The organism is Streptomyces murinus (genome assembly GCF_002154555.1).
GTDB classification, from domain to species: Bacteria; Actinomycetota; Actinomycetes; order Streptomycetales; family Streptomycetaceae; genus Streptomyces; species Streptomyces murinus.
The window spans coordinates 13,319-29,625 of the sequence record NZ_MUNF01000418.1 but is presented as its reverse complement, the minus strand read 5'-3'; the positions used below and the strand labels follow the sequence as shown (position 1 = coordinate 29,625).

Sequence of the window (16,307 nt, the reverse complement as noted above, 5' to 3'; positions counted from 1 at the left end):
AGCGCCCCTCCCCCCGACTCACGGCCCCGACCCAGAGGAGAGAGCGAGCAGTGGCAGAAGACAAGAAGTTCGACGAGTTCCTGGAGGCGGTCGCCTCCCTGCGCGACAGCGACCCCGTGCGCACCACCGCGCACACCTCCAACGCGGCCACCGAGACCTGGCTGGCCACCACGGTGCAGCACGACGCCGCTGAGCCCACCACCGAGTCCTGACCCGCCACGGGGCCGGGCCCGTCCCGGTCCGGCCCCGTTCCACCCCCGGAGCCCCAGATGAGCGCTCTCTCCCCGGAAGCCCCGGTCGCCCTGGACGGCATCGCCGACCACCAGCGCCTACAGACCAGCCGTATCGCCTCCGTACTCGGCAATCGCCTCGGCTCATCCGCCCTCGACTACGCCGTGGCCCACCACCTGCTCGAAGGCGCCGAACACGCGGCGCGCGCCCGGCACGCGGACCGCCTCGCCTGGTGCCGCCGTACGACGGTACGAGACCTGACCCACCTGTCGGCCGGCCCACACCTCGTGCTCAGCCCGTGTCCCGCGGATCTGCTCCGCTCAGAGATCTCCGAAACCGCGTACTACCTCATCGGCCCCGACACCAACCCTGCTCCACCCGAGGCCCTCGGCCTCGTTGGTGCCGCGATCGCCTCCGCGACCGAGCACGGCTTCGGGACCCTGCTCACCCAGCACGCCCCCGTCGTCTGCCTGCTCAACCATCGCCGACTCGACGAGACTCTCCACAGTTGGGCCCTCACCCGCCTCCCGGGCACCGTCTTCACCGACTACACCGCCCACCCCGAGGTCCTGGCCCGTGACCTGATCCACGAGGCCGCCCACAACTGGCTCAACGACGCCCTGGCCGCGTACAACGTGAGCCTCCCCGCCGACGTCACCTTCTTCTCCCCCTGGCGGGGAACTCCTCGTCCCGTCTACGGCTTCCTTCACGCCTGCTGGGCCTTCTCCCTCACCGTGATTTACGTACGGAAAGCACGGCGCAGCGCCACAGGCGCCGTCGCACCCTTCCTCGACGCTCACCTGCGCCAGCAGGCGGTCCAGTTCGCTGCCGCTGCCGAGTGCCTGGATCAGGCCCTCGCGTACGTGCCGGGAAACGAAATCCGTGAACGCATCGGCCGCGCAGTCGGCGAGGTCGTGGGTCCCGCATAGCAACAGCCTGAGTTCGGTGGGGCTGGGGCAACCTCCTGGCACAGGTCGCCTGACCAGCGGCTAAGCCTGCGCGGCCAGCTTCTTGCTGGCGGCGTCCAGACGGGCCAGTACGCAGTCCCGGCCGAGCAGCTCCATGGACTCGAACAGCGGGAGTCCGATCGTCCGGCCGGTGACCGCGACCCGGACGGGCGCCTGGGCCTTGCCCAGCTTCAGCCCGTGCTTCTCTCCGATGGCGAGCAGGACGGCCTTCAGGTCGTCCGCCCTCCAGTCCGCGACGCCGGCCAGCTCGGCGCGGGCGTCCGACAGGATGTCGTCGGCACCTGCCTTCATCGCCTTGTTCCACGACGCCTCGTCCTCGACCGGCTCGTCGAGGAACAGGAAGTCCACATAGCTGGTGATCTCGGAAAGCAGCGCCAGCCGGGTCTGGGCCAGGGAAGCCGCTGCCTCGAAGACGTCCTTGTCGAACGCCTCCGGCCGCCACGGCGCGTACGGGGCCACGAGCCATGGCGCGCAGGCGGCGGCGAACTGCTCCGGCGACAGGGCGCGGATGTACTCGCCGTTGAAGGCCGTCAGCTTCTTCACGTCGAAGAAGGCCGGCGCAGTGTTGACGTCCTCGATCCGGAAGAGCTGCTCCAGCTCCTCGTAGGGCCCGATCTCCCGGTCGTCACCCGGGCCCCAGCCGAGCAGCATGAGGTAGTTCACCATCGCCTCGGGCAGGAAGCCCTCGGCGAGGTAGTCCTCCAGAGCCACCTTGTCCCGGCGCTTGGACAGCTTCTGCCGCTTCTCGTTCACGATCACCGGCAGATGCGCCCACACGGGAGGCTTGGCACCGAGCGCCTCCCACAGCAGCTGCTGTTTCGGGGTGTTCGACAGGTGCTCCTCGCCTCGGATGACCTGCGTGATTCCCTCATCCAGGTCGTCCACGACGTTGGCGATCAGGAACACCGGTGACCCGTCGCCGCGGGCGATCACGAAGTCCTCGATCGCGCTGTTCGGGAACGCCGGCTCCCCGCGGACCAGGTCGACCACGACGGTCTCACCCTCGTCCGGCGTCCGGAACCGCAGCGCCCGCCCCTCCTCGAAGGCCAGCCCCCGGTCCCGGCAGAACCCGTCGTACCCGAGGTGCTCCGACCCCGTGCGCTCCTTCAGCTGCTCCCGGGTGCAGTCGCAGTAGTACGCCCGGCCGGCCGCGAAGAGCTGCTGAGCCGCTTCCCGGTGCCGGTCGGCGTTGTGCGACTGGAAGTACGGCCCCTCGAAGGCCGGGTCCTCGCCATGGATGCCGATCGCCGCGAGCGCGCTGATGATGCCCTCGGTCCACTCCGGCTTGTTCCGGGCCGCGTCGGTGTCCTCGATCCGCAGGACGAACCTGCCGCCGGACTGTCGCGCCACCGCCCAGTTGTAGAGAGCGGACCGTGCACCGCCGACATGGAACATGCCGGTCGGGGACGGGGCGAAACGAACGCGAACCGGGACAGTAGACATGCGCTCCAGAGTAGCGACGCCGGTCCACCGCCCTGAACCACTCGACTCCCCCCTCGGGCTTGTCGGCCCTCCCCACCCTGTGCTCGCCCGCCCTCCGCCTCAGCTCTCGATTCCAACGAGCCAGTGCCCCGAACCATTCACCACTTGCGGCTACGCCCTGCGCACGTGCCCGTGCTGCGGCAGGCACTCTCGCACTCCGCGTGCAGTCAGCTGTCACACGGTGAGGATCCGACGATGCGCCGTTCATGACCGCTTAACTCCGCCATACTCCGAGAGGAAGCGAGCAGACATCGGAGAAGGTCATGTCTCAGGAGGCCAGAAGCAGGAGATGGCTCACTGCCATCACACGAGGCAGCTTGTCCGTACCCGCCCGCCAAGCCCTACTCGACCGACAGATCCTTCCCGACGATGCTGTCTTCGACTATGGATGCGGGCGCGGGGAAGATGTGCGCGCACTGCGACACCTGGGGTGTGACGCCACCGGCTGGGACCCCTTCTACGAACCCGATGTGCAGCTGAAGCCGGCTTCGGTGGTACTTCTCACCTACGTCCTAAACGTCATCGAGGACCCTGTCGAACGGCGGCACACCCTCCAGACCGCCTGGGACCTCGCAGGGAAGGTGTTGATCGCTTCCGCACGCTTGACTTGGGAGAGATCGAAGGTCAACGGTCAGGAGTTCGGGGACGGTCTGCTGACCCGGCGCAAGACGTTCCAACACTTGTATGGGGCCCATGAGTTACGGACCTACGTTGAAGAGATCACTGGTGTCCGGGCTGTGTCCGCCGCACCAGGGATCATCTATGCATTTAAGACCGACAGCGACCGGTTGAGCTATCTCGCACGCCGCATCGTCGCCGACGACGAGTGGCTGGCTTCGAGCGACACCGCTACGGCAGTAGCCGCGCTCATCGACCACGTGGAGCGCCGCGGGCGCCCTCCGCGCCTGGAAGAAACACCCCGGCTCACAGCCCAACTACTGGCGCACCTGAGCCCGGCGGAGGTACGCCGTCTTGTACGCGAGTCCGCCGACCCGGCCAAGGTGAGCGAGGGCGCCAAACGCACCACTCTCAACACACTGTTGTTCCTTGCCGTTGAACTCTTCAACGGCCGCGGTCCGTTCACCAGTCTGCCGCTGACTGTGCAGCTGGACATTCGGGCGTTCTTCTCTTCATACAAGGAGGCGTGCCGACGAGCCGACCGACTGCTGCTCAAACTTCGGGACGACGCCTACGTCCGTGGAGCTATGAGCGCCTCCAAGGTTGGCAAGCTGACGCCGACCGCGCTCTACGTCCACCGCAGAGCGGTCGATTGGATGCCGACCGTGCTGCGCTTGTACGAGCACTGCGCATCGATTGCGGCCGGCCGACCGCAGGCTTGGACCGTTGTCAAGCTCTGCCACCGGGGCCGTGCAGTGAGCTGGTTGGACTACCCGGAGTTCGACCGCGATCCCCATCCCCGACTGCTGACGTCCTACCAGGTCGACTTGGAGACCTTCGAGACGTCGCATCATTCGTATGCAGGTCGTAGCAATCGGCCGTTGCTACACCGAAAGCACGAGTTCCTGCACCCGGACGATCCGGAGGCGCCGAAGTACAGGCGCCTGACGGAGGCTGAGGTCAAGGCTGGGTTGTATGCATACCCTCACCTGATTGGTACTGAGGCCGGCTGGGAGAGCGAGCTTGCTCGGTGCCAGCGAGCCCTCCGCGGGCACCGCCTCGTCCGAACTCGCGACTAGGCCATTCAGGCCCGAGGCCGAAGCCTGCCAACACCGTTGGCCAGCTCCGTGACGTCCAGGGTCTCTGCTTGTTCGGGATACCAGGAGAACCGCAGCCCGTTCCTCGCCACTGCGTGGGGCAGGTCCATTGCGGTGAGTACGTGGCTCGGTGTGTAGGAGGCGCTAGTGCACGCAGAACCCGTCGCGACCGCGACCAGTTCCTTGAGGGTTACGAGGAAGGCTTCAGAGTCCACATCCTCGAAGGAGATGTTGAGAATGTGCGGGACGACGTGATCCTGGTCACCATTCAGATGAAAGCGCTCTGATGCCAGCCCTTCGAGGAGCTTCGCGCGCAGTTCCAGGGCAGCAGCCTGCCACCGGGCATGCTCCCTTTCGAAGATCTTCGCGGCCTCGGCCAGGCCCATGATCAAGGGCACGGGGAGGGTGCCGGGCCGCAGGCCGCGCTCCTGCCCGCCGCCGAACATGATCGGCTCCAAGGGAGGCCGCTCGTCATCCATGCTTTCTCGGCGTCGAGCGACCAGTGCACCTACGCCTTTGGGTGCACCGATCTTGTGACCACTGATGCTGATCAGGTCGATCGGCGCGGTCAGATCGGCAGGTACCTTGCAGTACCCCTGAGCTGCATCCACGTGCAGGTACGTCGGAGTGGATTGAAGCTCGCGCGCGAGGTCGGCAACGGGCTGGATGACCCCGGTCTCGTTGTTCACGTGCATCAGAGACACGAGCAGGGTGTCCGGTCGCAACCGTTCCAACACAGCCTCGACCGCGACCCGGCCCGAGGGGCCGGGCCTGAGGAAGTCCACTTCAAAACCTCGGCTGGCCAGGTGCTCCAGGGGCTCAAGCACCGCCTTGTGCTCGATGGCGGAAGTAATGATGTGACGCCGGTCGGTCCGCTCGCCGTAGGCAGCGAGCCCAAGCAGAGCGATGTTGTTGCTCTCCGTAGCACCGCTAGTGAAAATCAGCTCATCGGGCTCGGCCGCAACGGTCCCCGCCAGGTAGTCGCGGGCACGTTCAACCGCGCGCTTGGCGCGAAGACCGTACTCGTGGCGGCTACCAGCGTTCCCGAACTCGGCCGTCATCCAGTGCAGGACAACATCGGCCACTCTCTGGTCCACGCGCGTCGTCGCCGCCGCGTCGAGGTACGTCACCATCGAACCCAACCACCTTCGAGCGTGATTCCCACGTGCTGTGTACGTCATTTACCTGACGTACGATAGCGTGTGCAGGTGGGATCTTCCGTCACTCCTCAGCCTGCCGAATCGCCGACATCTGCCGGTTTTGAGTACGTATTTCCGGCCATCCGCGGTATCCAGGCAGGACGCGAGTTCTACGTGTCCATGTGCCCGCTGCGCCTCATCCCCAAGATCTTCCTCTTCGATGAGGACGAGCTGGCCCCTGAGGTGCGCGCGCAGCGGACCTTGAACAAGGGGCGGCTGCCGGCGCTGACTCGCTACATCATCGACAACCCCACCGACTACGTCTTCAGTGCGCTGACCGCCTCTGTCGATGGTGACATCCGCTTCGAGGGCATTGCAGACAGCGGCGTGGGCATGCGTGCAGGCCAGATCCGCATCTCGATGGCTGCCCGGTTCCTCATCAACGACGGCCAGCACCGGCGCGCCGCGATCGAGCAGGCACTGAAGGAGAACCCCGATCTCGGCGAGGAGACAATAGCCGTGGTGTTCTTCCACGATGCCGGCCTCGCTCGCTGCCAGCAGATGTTCGCCGACTTGAACCGGCATGCTGTGAGGCCGCCCCGCTCCATCGGTGTGCTGTACGACCACCGCGATGATCTGTCCACCACGGTGCGGCTGCTGGCCATGCGTGCCCCGATGTTCAAGGGGCACGTGGACATGGAGAACAGCACCTTGTCACAGCGCTCCCGTAAGCTGTTCACTCTGAGCTCCCTCTACTACGCCACGCAGTCTCTGCTGCAGGACCTAAAAATCAGCAAGCAGCAGTCCCACGAGCTGGCGGAGGCGTACTGGAGCGCGATCGACGCACTGATCCCCGAGTGGGACATGGTGCGACGACGTGAGATGTCGGCAGCGGAGATGCGCAGCGACTTCCTGCACAGCCACGGCATCGCCTTGCATGCACTGGGACGCGTCGGCAACACGTTGCTGCGAAAGTCCTTGGCGCCACGAAGCTGGTCCCCAACCCTCAAGCGCCTGTCCAGTGTGGACTGGACACGTTCCAACACGGACTGGGAAGGGCGAGCCCTGGTCGGCGGGAAGGTCTCCAAGAGCCGACAGAACTTGACCTTGACCGTGAACTACGTGCGACAGCACCTCAAGCTAGAGCTGAGCGCCGAGGAACAGCGCGTGGAAGATGCCTATCTGCGAGGAGAGTCATGAGCACCCCCAACTCGACGAGGACCTTCCAAGACAGGCCCTTGGCAGAGGTCGTCGAAGAGCTGACGGAGGAAATCCGCGAACTCTATGTCGCGGATGAAGTGCCCTGGGTCATCGGGTACAGCGGCGGGAAGGACTCCACTGCAGTTCTCCAACTGGTATGGCTCGCGCTAAAGGGCCTGCCCGCCGACCAGCGCACCAAGCCAGTCCACGTGATCAGCACGGACACCCTGGTGGAGAACCCTGTCGTCTCCGCCTGGGTCGGGCAGTCCCTGGACACCATGCGTGCCGCTGCGCAGGACCAGCAGCTTCCAGTCGAGTCACACAAGCTGACCCCGGACGTCAAAGACACATTCTGGGTCAGCTTGATCGGCAAGGGCTACCCCGCGCCCCGACCGAAGTTCCGATGGTGCACCGAGCGGTTGAAGATCAAGCCGTCTAACGCCTTCATCCGACGAGTTGTGCGCCGTCACGGGGAAACCATCCTCGTGCTGGGTATCCGCAAGACCGAGAGCCAGGCCCGGGCTCGGGCGATGGCCCGGCACGAGAAGCGTCGCGTTCGCGACCGCCTTTCACCCAATGGAAAGCTCCCCAATTCCCTGGTCTACAGCCCGATTGAGGACTGGTCGACCGAGGAGGTGTGGGCGTTCTTGATGCAGTACCCCAACCCGTGGGGTCACGACAACAAAGACCTGCTGACGATGTATCAGGGCGCATCCGATGATTCGGAGTGCCCGCTGGTTGTTGACGACACCACCCCCTCATGCGGCGACAGCCGGTTCGGCTGCTGGACGTGCACGCTGGTCGAGCAGGACAAGTCGATGACCGCCATGATCCGCAACGACGACGAGAAGGAGTGGATGCGGCCCCTGCTCAGGCTCCGCAACGAGCTCGACGACGTCAACAGCGAGAGCCAGACGCGCGATTTCCGCCGTATGAACGGCAATGTCCAGCTGCTCGGCGACGGCGACCGAACCATCCCCGGACCGTACAAGCAGTCTGCTCGCGAGGACTGGCTGCGCAAGCTTCTGAGCGCGCAGAACAAGGTCCGCAACCACAAGAAGGCTCCGGAGCACGTGCGCGGCATCGAACTGATCTCGATGAAGGAGTTGCACGAAATCCGCCGGATCTGGGTTTTCGACAAGCACGAGGTTGAAGACTCCCTGCCGCGGATCTACGAGGAGGTGACCGGCGAGACGTTCCCCGGCTTGCCCCTGGACGAGCAGCTCGTGCTGGGCGCGGAGGAGATCGGTCTACTCAAGGAGGCGTGTGAGGACGACCCGATCCACTTCTCCATGACGCGTGAACTCCTCGCGGTCGAACGGCAATACCGGACGATGTCCCGACGCGCCGGCCTGTTTGAGTCTTTGGAGAAAGCCATCAAGAAGGGCTACTACGAGGACGCGGACGACGCGCTGCAGTTCGCCAAGAAGCTGAAGGCACTGCGCGAGAGTGACCCGACCCAGCTGTCGCTGAACGAAGAGACCACCACCGATGCACCTGCATAGCCTGACACTCCAAGACTTCGGCGCCTACCAAGGTCGGCAGCACCTCGACCTTCGAGTCAAGCCCAAACGTCCGATTATCTTGATCGGCGGTCTGAACGGCTGCGGCAAGACGACGCTGCTCGACGCGATCCAGCTCGTGCTGTACGGCCCTAGGGCCCGTTGCAGCGGGCGAGGCAACCGCGCGTACGAAACATACTTGCGCGAAAGCATCAACCGTGCAGCCGACTCCTCCAAGGGGGCTGCGCTACAGCTGGAATTTTCGATCACCGTAGAGGGCCGCAGCCGCACCTACGAGGTCGACCGAACCTGGGCCCTCATCGGCAAGAACGTGAGGGAGAACCTGGCCGTCACCATCGACGGCCGGTATGACGCCACGATCAGCGAGAACTGGGCAGAGCACGTCGAGGAAATCCTGCCCCTAGAGGTTGCCTCACTCTTCTTCTTCGACGGTGAGAAAGTCGAGCAGCTGGCCGATCCCGAGCGGGCAGCCGGTGTAATCGAAGCTGCCGTCCATTCACTTCTCGGTGTCAGGGCAGTTGAACAGCTACGAACCGACCTCCTCGTCCTTCAGCGCCGGCAGAGGTTGTCATCAGAGGACCGGGGGGCCCTTGAGCAGCTCCACGACCTCAAGGCTCAGAAGCAGGCAGCCTCCCAGGAGGTGGCCACCCGAGAGGCCGAACTGGATCAGGCCAATAAGCGCCACACCGAGGCCGAGGCAGAACTGAAGAAGATAGAGCGTCAATTCAAGCGCGCTGGTGGACATCTGTTTGAGGAGCGCCTCGCGCTTGAGGCCGCCAAGGCAGCCATTGCGGACCGCCTGGCGCAGACGCAGAAGTCCCTGCGCGGTCTAGCCGAAGGCGCATTCCCTCTGGTGCTGCTACGTGATCAACTCGCGACGCTGATGGAACAGGCCGTCCAGGAGCAGGAGGCGCACGAAGCGCGTCAGGTCGTCGGCATCCTCGAATCTCGGGATGCATGGTTGATTGATCAGCTGCCAGACAGCGTGCCGGCCGCAGCCCGCACCGCGTTGAAGAAGAAACTGACGGTCGAGAGGAAGAAGCGCGCCGCGGCGGCCGACCTCGGCTTGGACCTGGGCCTACCGGACAACCTCATCCAGAAGCTGTCCACACTGGATGAGGTTCTACGAGCTGACGAGGCTCGCGCTACCGAACTCCTGGAAGCCGCCGACAAGGGTGCGCACGAGCTGCAGCAGGCTGAACGTCAACTGGCTGCCGTTCCGGACGAACGCAAGATCAAGAACCTTATCGACGCGCGCCAGGCGGCCAGGGATGAAGTGACCGTCGCCCGTGCCGCTGTCGAACAGGCCGCCCAACTGTTCGCAGAGGCCGAAGCCCGCCAGGCGCGGCTTGCGGCCGACTTCGAGCGCACACGCGAGAAGCAGGCCCTACCACTAGTCCGCGAGGAAGAGCTCAAGCGAGTCGCCGCCTACGCGGAGAAGGCTCGCGCGACCCTGGAACGCTTCAGCTCCGCTCTCCTGCGCAAGCACATCAGCAGCCTGCAGGTAGCTGTCCTGATCAGCTTCCAGACTCTGATGCGCAAGAGCGGGTTGATCAAGAGCCTGCGGATCGACACTGACAAGTTCACCATCGCTCTGACCGACCAGGACGGGGAGCCTGTCGACCCCTCCCGGCTCAGCGCCGGAGAGCGGCAGCTCTTGGCCGTGTCCCTCCTGTGGGGACTGGCCAAGGTGGCCGGCAACCGGCTCCCCACCGTCATCGACACCCCTCTAGGGCGCCTAGACAGCCGCCATCGAGAACATCTCGTCGACCGGTACTTCCCTAACGCCGGCCGACAGGTCCTTCTGCTGTCCACGGACGAAGAGATCGACGAAAACCTCTTGAACCGGCTGCGGCCCTCCATCGCCCAGAGCTACGTCCTCGCGCACGACGACACCACTTTCACCACCCGCGTCGGTAAGGGCTATTGGTGGACCGAGGGAGCCCTGCATGCCGTCTGAGATCACTATCCGGCTTTCCCAGGCCGCCAAGGACCAGCTTGCCTGGCTCAAGCGCCACACCGGGCTGACTCAATGGAACGAACTGTGCCGCTGGGGGCTCGCGCTGTCGCTACGTGACCCGTCCACACCTCTCGTGCGGGACATCACCACCGACTCGAACGTGGAGATCTCCTGGAGGACCTTCGCCGGACCACACGGCGATGTATACCTGTCCCTCCTGAAACAGCGGTGCGTGAAGGACGGCGAGGAACCCACAGACGCTGCTGTCAGCAAGACACTGCTGATCCACCTGCACCGTGGCATTGGCTACCTCGCCGGCCGCCAGGATCTGCGTTCCATCCAGGACCTCATCGCCATCACCACCGAGTAGCCACGCCCGTTGGAGCCCGCTTCCCCGCGTACTGGGGAGGCGGGCTTTGCCGTACCAGTGGGCTAGAACCTGTCGGCTCGTCAAAAACCTCGCAGCGCCAGCGCAACGACTCTCCGTGCCACCCGACCTCTACGGGTAGGGAGACCAACGCGGCCTCATCGGCGCGGACTTCACTCAAAACGGCCTACCTGTCAGCCTCTGGCAGTAGGCTGGACCTACAACCACATAACACCGCTTCACTTTTCGGACGTGTGCCACCGCATGGGGCCCACCACCAGACACCCGGAGCGAACAGCATGATCAGCCACCCCGTCGCCGGGGCGGTCAGCGCGCTGCAGAAGCAGGCGCTGGCCAGCAGCGACACCTACGAGCTCGACCGTATCGACCGCGCACTCGACGAACTCCTGCGCAACCCGACGAACGCCTCTACTCCAGCCCCTTATCGCACGAAATCAGCCATGGGGCATGCTTACGAGGTGCTCGAGCGCCGCCGAGCCATCGTCCAATTCATCCCGCTCGAGCCGAACTACATCAACCGCGGGCAGCCCGATCACAGCCTTCTCGCCGCCGAACTCCTCGCGTGGGTCAACACCGAACCGAACCTCACCCAGGCAGAGCGGGTACTGCTCAACGACCTGGCAGGCGGCCACGACGCCGTCTCCTTGGCCGACCGACAAGCGGTACCGCTGCAGCGCATGCGCGAGCGCGTCAGCCGGGCCCGGCGCCGCGCACGAGCCCTGTGGCAGGCCGCGGAGGCGGAGGCATGACCCCCATCCCCGTAAGGCTCAGCCCGACCCTCGTGCGTACCCTCATACCGCCGCAGCGGATCGGCACCTACGTCCTGTACGCGGAGGACGGTCGCCCCACATACGTCGGCCGGAGCGACACGGACATCCGTCGACGGCTCCTACGGCACTGCTCAGACCATCGTGCCGACTACTTCACCTACGACGTACACCACAGTGCCACCAGCGCTTACATGGTCGAGTGCGCACTGTTTCACCTTCTCACTCCTGACGCTTCCAACCGGATTCACCCGGCGCGGCCAGAGGGGCACAACATCCCTTGCACCTTCTGCCTACCCCAGCAGCATGCCGCCCGCCGAGACTGCATTCATGCCGCCCACGAGCAGGTGCGGCCCGCTACGACGAAGGACCGACGATGACTACACCCATGTTCCTTGCCCCAGACGACCAGCGCGCTGATCTCATTCAGGTCGACCGCGCACTGGACTCAATGCGGGACGCCGGCTTCGACCTGACCGCGGCCATCGGTGAGCCGTTGGACAACTCCATCGAGGCCGAGGCCACCCTGATGCGCGTACGGACAGTCTTCGGCCGCGGCAAAAAGACGATCGACAGGATCCTTATTGCCGACAACGGCGTCGGCATCGAGCCCACGAAGATGCACCACGTGCTCTCGATGGGGTACAGCAGCCGCTACGGCGAGCGAAAGGGGCTGGGGCGTTTCGGCGTCGGGCTCAAGCTCGCCGGGCTCAGCCTCGGTGAGCGCATCGACATCTACAGCCGACAGACCGGCAGCACGAAGATCTACCACAGCTACATCGACCTGCAGGAGATCCGCGAGGGGAAGCAGCACTACATCACCACGGACGAGGTCCAGGAGTGGCCCGCCGAGGCGGCCAAGCTGATGACCGGCCGTGACGAGACGCCATTCGCATCCGGCACACTCGTCGTGTTCGGCAAGATCGACCGGCTTTCCAGCGGTGGGACCTATGGCACCTCCCTGGACCAGAAGATCGCCGAGCTCCGTAAGTTCATCGCCCGCGCCTTCCGCACCTACATCGACACCGGTAGGACCTTCGAGCTGGACGGCAAGGTCACCACGCTGCATGATCCGCTGTTCCTTCGCGACAACCCGAGGATCATCTCGCACTACAAGCCGCTCGACCCCCGCGGTGAGCTCATCGAAGAGACTGACCTGAAGATCGACGGCCACAAGGTGCACGTTGCCGTCGCCATCGTGCCCCGCGAATTCCGTCCGTACTCGGGTGCCGGCGGTAGCACGGACCACAACGGCGACGACATCTCGGCATTTCAGATCAACGAGGACAACACTGCCAAAATCAGTATCCTGCGCAACGGTCGCGAGATCTACTACGACATCGTTCCCCGGCTGCTCGAAGGCGGGCGCAGCGACAAAGTTCTTCGCTACGTCGCAATCGAGGTGAGCTTCCCAGCGGAGCTTGACGAGTACTTCCAGGTCCGCAACGTAAAGCGCGGGGCAGAGCCGGTCAGCAAGCTCCGCAGCGAGCTTCGCGAATGGCTGAAGGCGCCCGTGAAGCAGGCCCTCAAGAAGGTCCGCGCGGACTGGAAGGAGACCGAGAAGCGCAAGCGTCTCGAGGACGGTGAGCACACCGAGACGATGGAAACCGCCGCTCGGGTCTTCCCGAACTTCCCGAGAGGGATTGCCGGCCGTGGCGCGACTCCCGAAGACGAGGAGAGGGTTGTCGAGCAGGCTGTGATCGATCTCGGTCTGGACCAAGAAGAGGATGCAGAAAAGATCGAGCGGATCCGCGAGCAGATCCGCACCAAGCCCATCACCCTCATGGGCGGATCATGGCCCGGCAAGGAACTACTGGTCATTGACCACCTGAACGGCAAGGCCGCCGTCAAGTTCAACCTCCGACATGCGCTGTTCGACCAGGTGTATCTCCCCCTTAAGAAGCTCGCCGATGAGGGCACACAGAACCTGGACCCCGAGGAGATCACCGACCTTGCGCGGCGGGGGCAGACCGCCGTCGACCACCTGCTCATCGCCTACGCCCACGCAGAAGCCATGTACCCAGACCCCGAGCGGTTCGACGACCTCAGGACCTACTGGGGCATGTTCACCGAGGCGCTTCTGCGGGAGGCGTTCAGGGACCAGTAGGAAAGCCTCCGGCGGGGTGCCCAGCACCCCGCCCAACGGCTCCCCGGGCACGGGGCTGCGGCGCCCCGACAGCATCCCTTGCTCTCAAGCATCAAGGCATCCAGTTCGTCTTGCGCCGTCCATCACCAGCATCCGCCGCCATGCGGCAGAACCGATTGAGAGGCATCACCAAGAATGTTTGGCTCAGGTTCCAAGCTCACGTTCCGCGACTTCGTCCAGGGAACCTGGGGGAGCTTCGACACTCCGGCTGGCCGAGTCGACTACATCATGACCAAGGCGAGGCTCGGTGGAGACGCCGACGCGCCGGAACGGCAGCTCACCAAGAGCCTCGCACCCGTTCGCGAAGTCATGGATCCTGGGGACCTGGACTTCAACCAGCTGCTGCAGCGTGACCTCGACGACCACCGTGTCGCCGGCAAGCTGATTCCGTACCTGTTCAAGCAGCAGATGACGGGGCCGGCATTCTTTCCACCGATCGTCGCCGTGCTGCTGCCCTTCCAGGCCAAGAAGCCGACTACCTTCCCAGCACTTGGGGCACCCATCCCGGTGGACCACGATGATGCGCGCTGGCAGGAGGAACAGGCCGGCAGTGCGTTCCGTATCCACCGCCTTCTCGGGGAAGACGGCAACCTGCACCCCGCGAATCTGGGCAAGCTGTGGTGGAACCAGTCCGAGTCGAGTCTGGTTGTTCTCGATGGACAGCACCGCGCCATGGGGTTGCTGGCTGTGGAACGCACTCTGTCCCGCTCATGGCAGGGCGCTGGGATGCAGTTCCGGCCCTTCTATGAGCACCAGGTTGAGCAACTACTGCGGGACCACCAGGTCACCGAGGGGGACCTGGCGAAGATCGAAGTGCCCGTCACGGTGTGCTGGTTCCCGGAGGAAACCGGCGAGTCCTCACGTCCCCACGAAGCCGCCCGCAAGCTCTTCGTCGACGTCAACAAGGAAGCCCGGCCGCCAAGCGAGTCTCGAATCATCCTGCTGTCCGACGGCGAGCTGTCCAACGTACTCACTCGGAGCCTCCTGAGCGCATTGCGTGGCCGGGCCGACAACCAGCTGCCACTTTACGCAGTGGAGTACGACAACCCCGAGATCAACGGAAGCCGTCCCGCACGCTGGTCCGTGATGACGAACATTCACCTGTTCAAGATGGTCGTCAAGCGATGCATCTTCGGCCCGCCCAAGTACCTGACTAACCTGGCGCAACCGTTCGGCGGTAGGGAAAAGTTGGAGGACCGCGACAGCTTCATGCGCGAGCAGCTCGACCTCGTCAGCTTGCTGCCGCCCGAGTTCAGCGACGGCGGACGCCACTACTCCGTCGAAGCAATCGGAGAGACGGAATTTCCGTTGGGCCGCGCAGAGGAGCTGGTCGGCCGGTTCATGGACTCCTGGGGGACGGCCTTTTTGACCCTTCTGTCCAAGACGGAACCCTATCGGGCTCATGCCGCCGGCCTCGCCACCTTCAAGGACAGCTGGGATACAACCCACAACCACTCGGCACTCGCGTATGACGCCCTCTTCGGCGGTGTGGGGATCTACTGGACCCTGCGCGACAGCTACGACGAGTACCAACGACGGCGCACCGAAGGCACGGGGCAAATGCCGGTGAAGACGGATGTCATCCGGGCTTGGGAGGCATTGAGGGAGAAGGAGGCTGAGTTCGAGGAGCACCGTGCCCGTGCCTACCTGAACGCGACGACTCCCCTCGCCATTAAGCAGTCGAAATCCGCGTTCGCAGTGTTCAACACGCACGCCTGCCAGCTCGGCATGATCATGACCCTCGCCTCTCTGTGGGAGATGCGAAAGAACCAGCCGGGGGGAGCCGACCTCAAAGATCTACCCGCCTTCGCGGCATCACTCGTCGACGCTTGGAATGCGTTCTTTGAGCTGGACCGCAAGAAGGCTCACGACCGTCGGAACGCTTTCAGTAAGGACGCGAGCAAGTCGATCAACCAGATCGTGAACATGGACACACCAAACGCGGTGTACTTCCGGTATTTCTGGCTGCAGGCGCTTGCCACCCCGTCGGCGTGGCAACACATCGCGCCGTGGCTGATCGACCGCACGGCGTTCGACAAGGGATTGGGCCAGTCCCGCCGCCTCTACCTCGACCTGTGCACCAAGCAGCAGTCCAACGCGCTCAAGGTCAGTGAGCCCACCCTCGGGCCGGGTAAACGGGAGGAAAAGGCCACAGAACTGGCCACCCGTGCGCTCAAGAAGGCGCTGCGCACCTGGTTCGAAGTATCGGATGAGGAGTTCGAGGCGTGGCGGACCTCCCAGCCCGGTCGGCCTGTCCAATCTGAACTGGATTTGGATGACACGTCGAGCCTAGATGAAGCTCCGGATCGCGACTGATCATCAAGGATGTCGGCTTAGGCTGGGACGCCCTGTGATGCCGAAGGCGGCATCACAGGGCGTCCCAGCCTGACTGCGGTCCTAACTTCTCAACGGCCGCGCCGGCGCCAACAGGACGACTGGCTGACCTCCACCCCCTGCCCCCAGTTGCCGCTTAGGGCCAGGACGCCGTATCTCGAAGCTTAACCAGGCTTCCAGCTAGGATCTCCCACACCTCCTTGAACGGCGCGCAATGAGCTAGCACATCAGCACCGTCTCGCTTCAACTCGTGAGACCGAGTCTTGGCGAGAAACATGCGACGGGGACGCGCCCCCTGGTTTGCATTGGTTGATTTTGCATATCGAGCGAATCCCATATGCAGCAGAAACGGACATCCGCTTACCGGGTCAGTAGCGGCGAAAGTCGCGCATTCAACATGCATAGGAGGGTCGAGCGTCAAGCGGCTCCTCATGACCAACGGACCCCCGATCAC

At 64.3% G+C, this 16,307-nt stretch carries 13 protein-coding genes; 11 read left to right on the top strand and 2 right to left on the bottom strand.

Annotated elements, in window-relative coordinates:
- Positions 1-50 precede the first annotated feature (50 nt).
- Together CCN72_RS39125 and CCN72_RS24580 are read left to right on the top strand one after the other, a co-directional pair.
- A complete protein-coding gene (locus CCN72_RS39125) occupies positions 51-212 on the top strand; it encodes a hypothetical protein (RefSeq protein WP_158101406.1) in 162 nt (53 codons plus the stop codon).
- A 57-nt stretch (positions 213-269) separates the two neighbouring features.
- Entirely contained in the window at positions 270-1,160 is an 891-nt protein-coding gene (locus CCN72_RS24580) for an aKG-HExxH-type peptide beta-hydroxylase (RefSeq protein ID WP_086809669.1), read from the top strand.
- A 60-nt stretch (positions 1,161-1,220) separates the two neighbouring features.
- Here the strand turns inward: CCN72_RS24580 and gltX are convergent, their stop codons facing one another.
- Positions 1,221-2,594, bottom strand: coding sequence for a glutamate--tRNA ligase (gene gltX / locus CCN72_RS24575; protein ID WP_244174435.1), 1,374 nt, complete (start codon positions 2,592-2,594; stop codon positions 1,221-1,223).
- 350 nt (positions 2,595-2,944) lie between these two features.
- Here gltX and CCN72_RS24570 point away from each other — a divergent pair, with 350 nt between their 5' ends.
- Positions 2,945-4,378 (top strand): DNA phosphorothioation-associated putative methyltransferase, encoded by a 1,434-nt coding sequence (locus CCN72_RS24570; protein ID WP_086809665.1) that lies wholly within the window; start codon positions 2,945-2,947, stop codon positions 4,376-4,378.
- 5 nt (positions 4,379-4,383) lie between these two features.
- Here the strand turns inward: CCN72_RS24570 and dndA are convergent, their stop codons facing one another.
- The gene (gene dndA, locus CCN72_RS24565) at positions 4,384-5,529 is read right to left on the bottom strand and encodes a cysteine desulfurase DndA (RefSeq protein ID WP_086809664.1); all 1,146 of its coding nucleotides are present in this window, start codon (positions 5,527-5,529) and stop codon (positions 4,384-4,386) included.
- A gap of 75 nt (positions 5,530-5,604) precedes the next feature.
- Between dndA and dndB the strand changes: the two genes are divergently transcribed.
- The 8 genes from dndB (at position 5,605) to CCN72_RS24525 (ending at position 15,835) form a co-directional block, all read left to right on the top strand.
- A complete protein-coding gene (gene dndB / locus CCN72_RS24560; protein WP_086809676.1) occupies positions 5,605-6,735 on the top strand; it encodes a DNA sulfur modification protein DndB in 1,131 nt (376 codons plus the stop codon).
- Positions 6,732-8,240, top strand: a complete 1,509-nt coding sequence (gene dndC, locus CCN72_RS24555; protein ID WP_086809662.1) for a DNA phosphorothioation system sulfurtransferase DndC — start codon at positions 6,732-6,734, stop codon at positions 8,238-8,240. The genes dndB and dndC overlap by 4 nt, the downstream gene beginning before the upstream one ends.
- The gene (dndD, locus tag CCN72_RS24550; RefSeq protein WP_086809660.1) at positions 8,227-10,218 is read left to right on the top strand and encodes a DNA sulfur modification protein DndD; all 1,992 of its coding nucleotides are present in this window, start codon (positions 8,227-8,229) and stop codon (positions 10,216-10,218) included. Before dndC ends, dndD begins: the two co-directional genes overlap by 14 nt.
- Entirely contained in the window at positions 10,208-10,588 is a 381-nt protein-coding gene (gene dndE, locus CCN72_RS24545; protein ID WP_086809658.1) for a DNA sulfur modification protein DndE, read from the top strand. The genes dndD and dndE overlap by 11 nt, the downstream gene beginning before the upstream one ends.
- Positions 10,589-10,884: 296 nt before the next feature.
- A complete protein-coding gene (locus CCN72_RS24540; RefSeq protein WP_086809656.1) occupies positions 10,885-11,355 on the top strand; it encodes a hypothetical protein in 471 nt (156 codons plus the stop codon).
- Entirely contained in the window at positions 11,352-11,753 is a 402-nt protein-coding gene (locus tag CCN72_RS41555) for a GIY-YIG nuclease family protein (protein WP_086809654.1), read from the top strand. Before CCN72_RS24540 ends, CCN72_RS41555 begins: the two co-directional genes overlap by 4 nt.
- Entirely contained in the window at positions 11,750-13,480 is a 1,731-nt protein-coding gene (locus CCN72_RS24530) for an ATP-binding protein (protein WP_086809652.1), read from the top strand. Before CCN72_RS41555 ends, CCN72_RS24530 begins: the two co-directional genes overlap by 4 nt.
- Positions 13,481-13,747: 267 nt before the next feature.
- Entirely contained in the window at positions 13,748-15,835 is a 2,088-nt protein-coding gene (locus tag CCN72_RS24525; RefSeq protein WP_244174434.1) for a ParB N-terminal domain-containing protein, read from the top strand.
- The last annotated feature ends 472 nt before the right edge of the window (positions 15,836-16,307 follow it).

Bases quoted from the DNA above. Each gene is read 5' to 3' on its own strand.
- CCN72_RS24570 (WP_086809665.1), top strand. From the start codon at position 2,945: ATGTCTCAGGAGGCCAGAAGCAGGAGATGGCTCACTGCCATCACACGA.
- CCN72_RS41555 (WP_086809654.1), top strand. From the start codon at position 11,352: ATGACCCCCATCCCCGTAAGGCTCAGCCCGACCCTCGTGCGTACCCTC.
- dndC (WP_086809662.1), top strand. From the start codon at position 6,732: ATGAGCACCCCCAACTCGACGAGGACCTTCCAAGACAGGCCCTTGGCA.
- dndA (WP_086809664.1), bottom strand. From the start codon at position 5,529: ATGGTGACGTACCTCGACGCGGCGGCGACGACGCGCGTGGACCAGAGA.
- CCN72_RS24580 (WP_086809669.1), top strand. From the start codon at position 270: ATGAGCGCTCTCTCCCCGGAAGCCCCGGTCGCCCTGGACGGCATCGCC.
- dndD (WP_086809660.1), top strand. From the start codon at position 8,227: ATGCACCTGCATAGCCTGACACTCCAAGACTTCGGCGCCTACCAAGGT.
- CCN72_RS24530 (WP_086809652.1), top strand. From the start codon at position 11,750: ATGACTACACCCATGTTCCTTGCCCCAGACGACCAGCGCGCTGATCTC.
- gltX (WP_244174435.1), bottom strand. From the start codon at position 2,594: ATGTTCCATGTCGGCGGTGCACGGTCCGCTCTCTACAACTGGGCGGTG.
- dndE (WP_086809658.1), top strand. From the start codon at position 10,208: ATGCCGTCTGAGATCACTATCCGGCTTTCCCAGGCCGCCAAGGACCAG.
- CCN72_RS24540 (WP_086809656.1), top strand. From the start codon at position 10,885: ATGATCAGCCACCCCGTCGCCGGGGCGGTCAGCGCGCTGCAGAAGCAG.
- CCN72_RS24525 (WP_244174434.1), top strand. From the start codon at position 13,748: ATGACCAAGGCGAGGCTCGGTGGAGACGCCGACGCGCCGGAACGGCAG.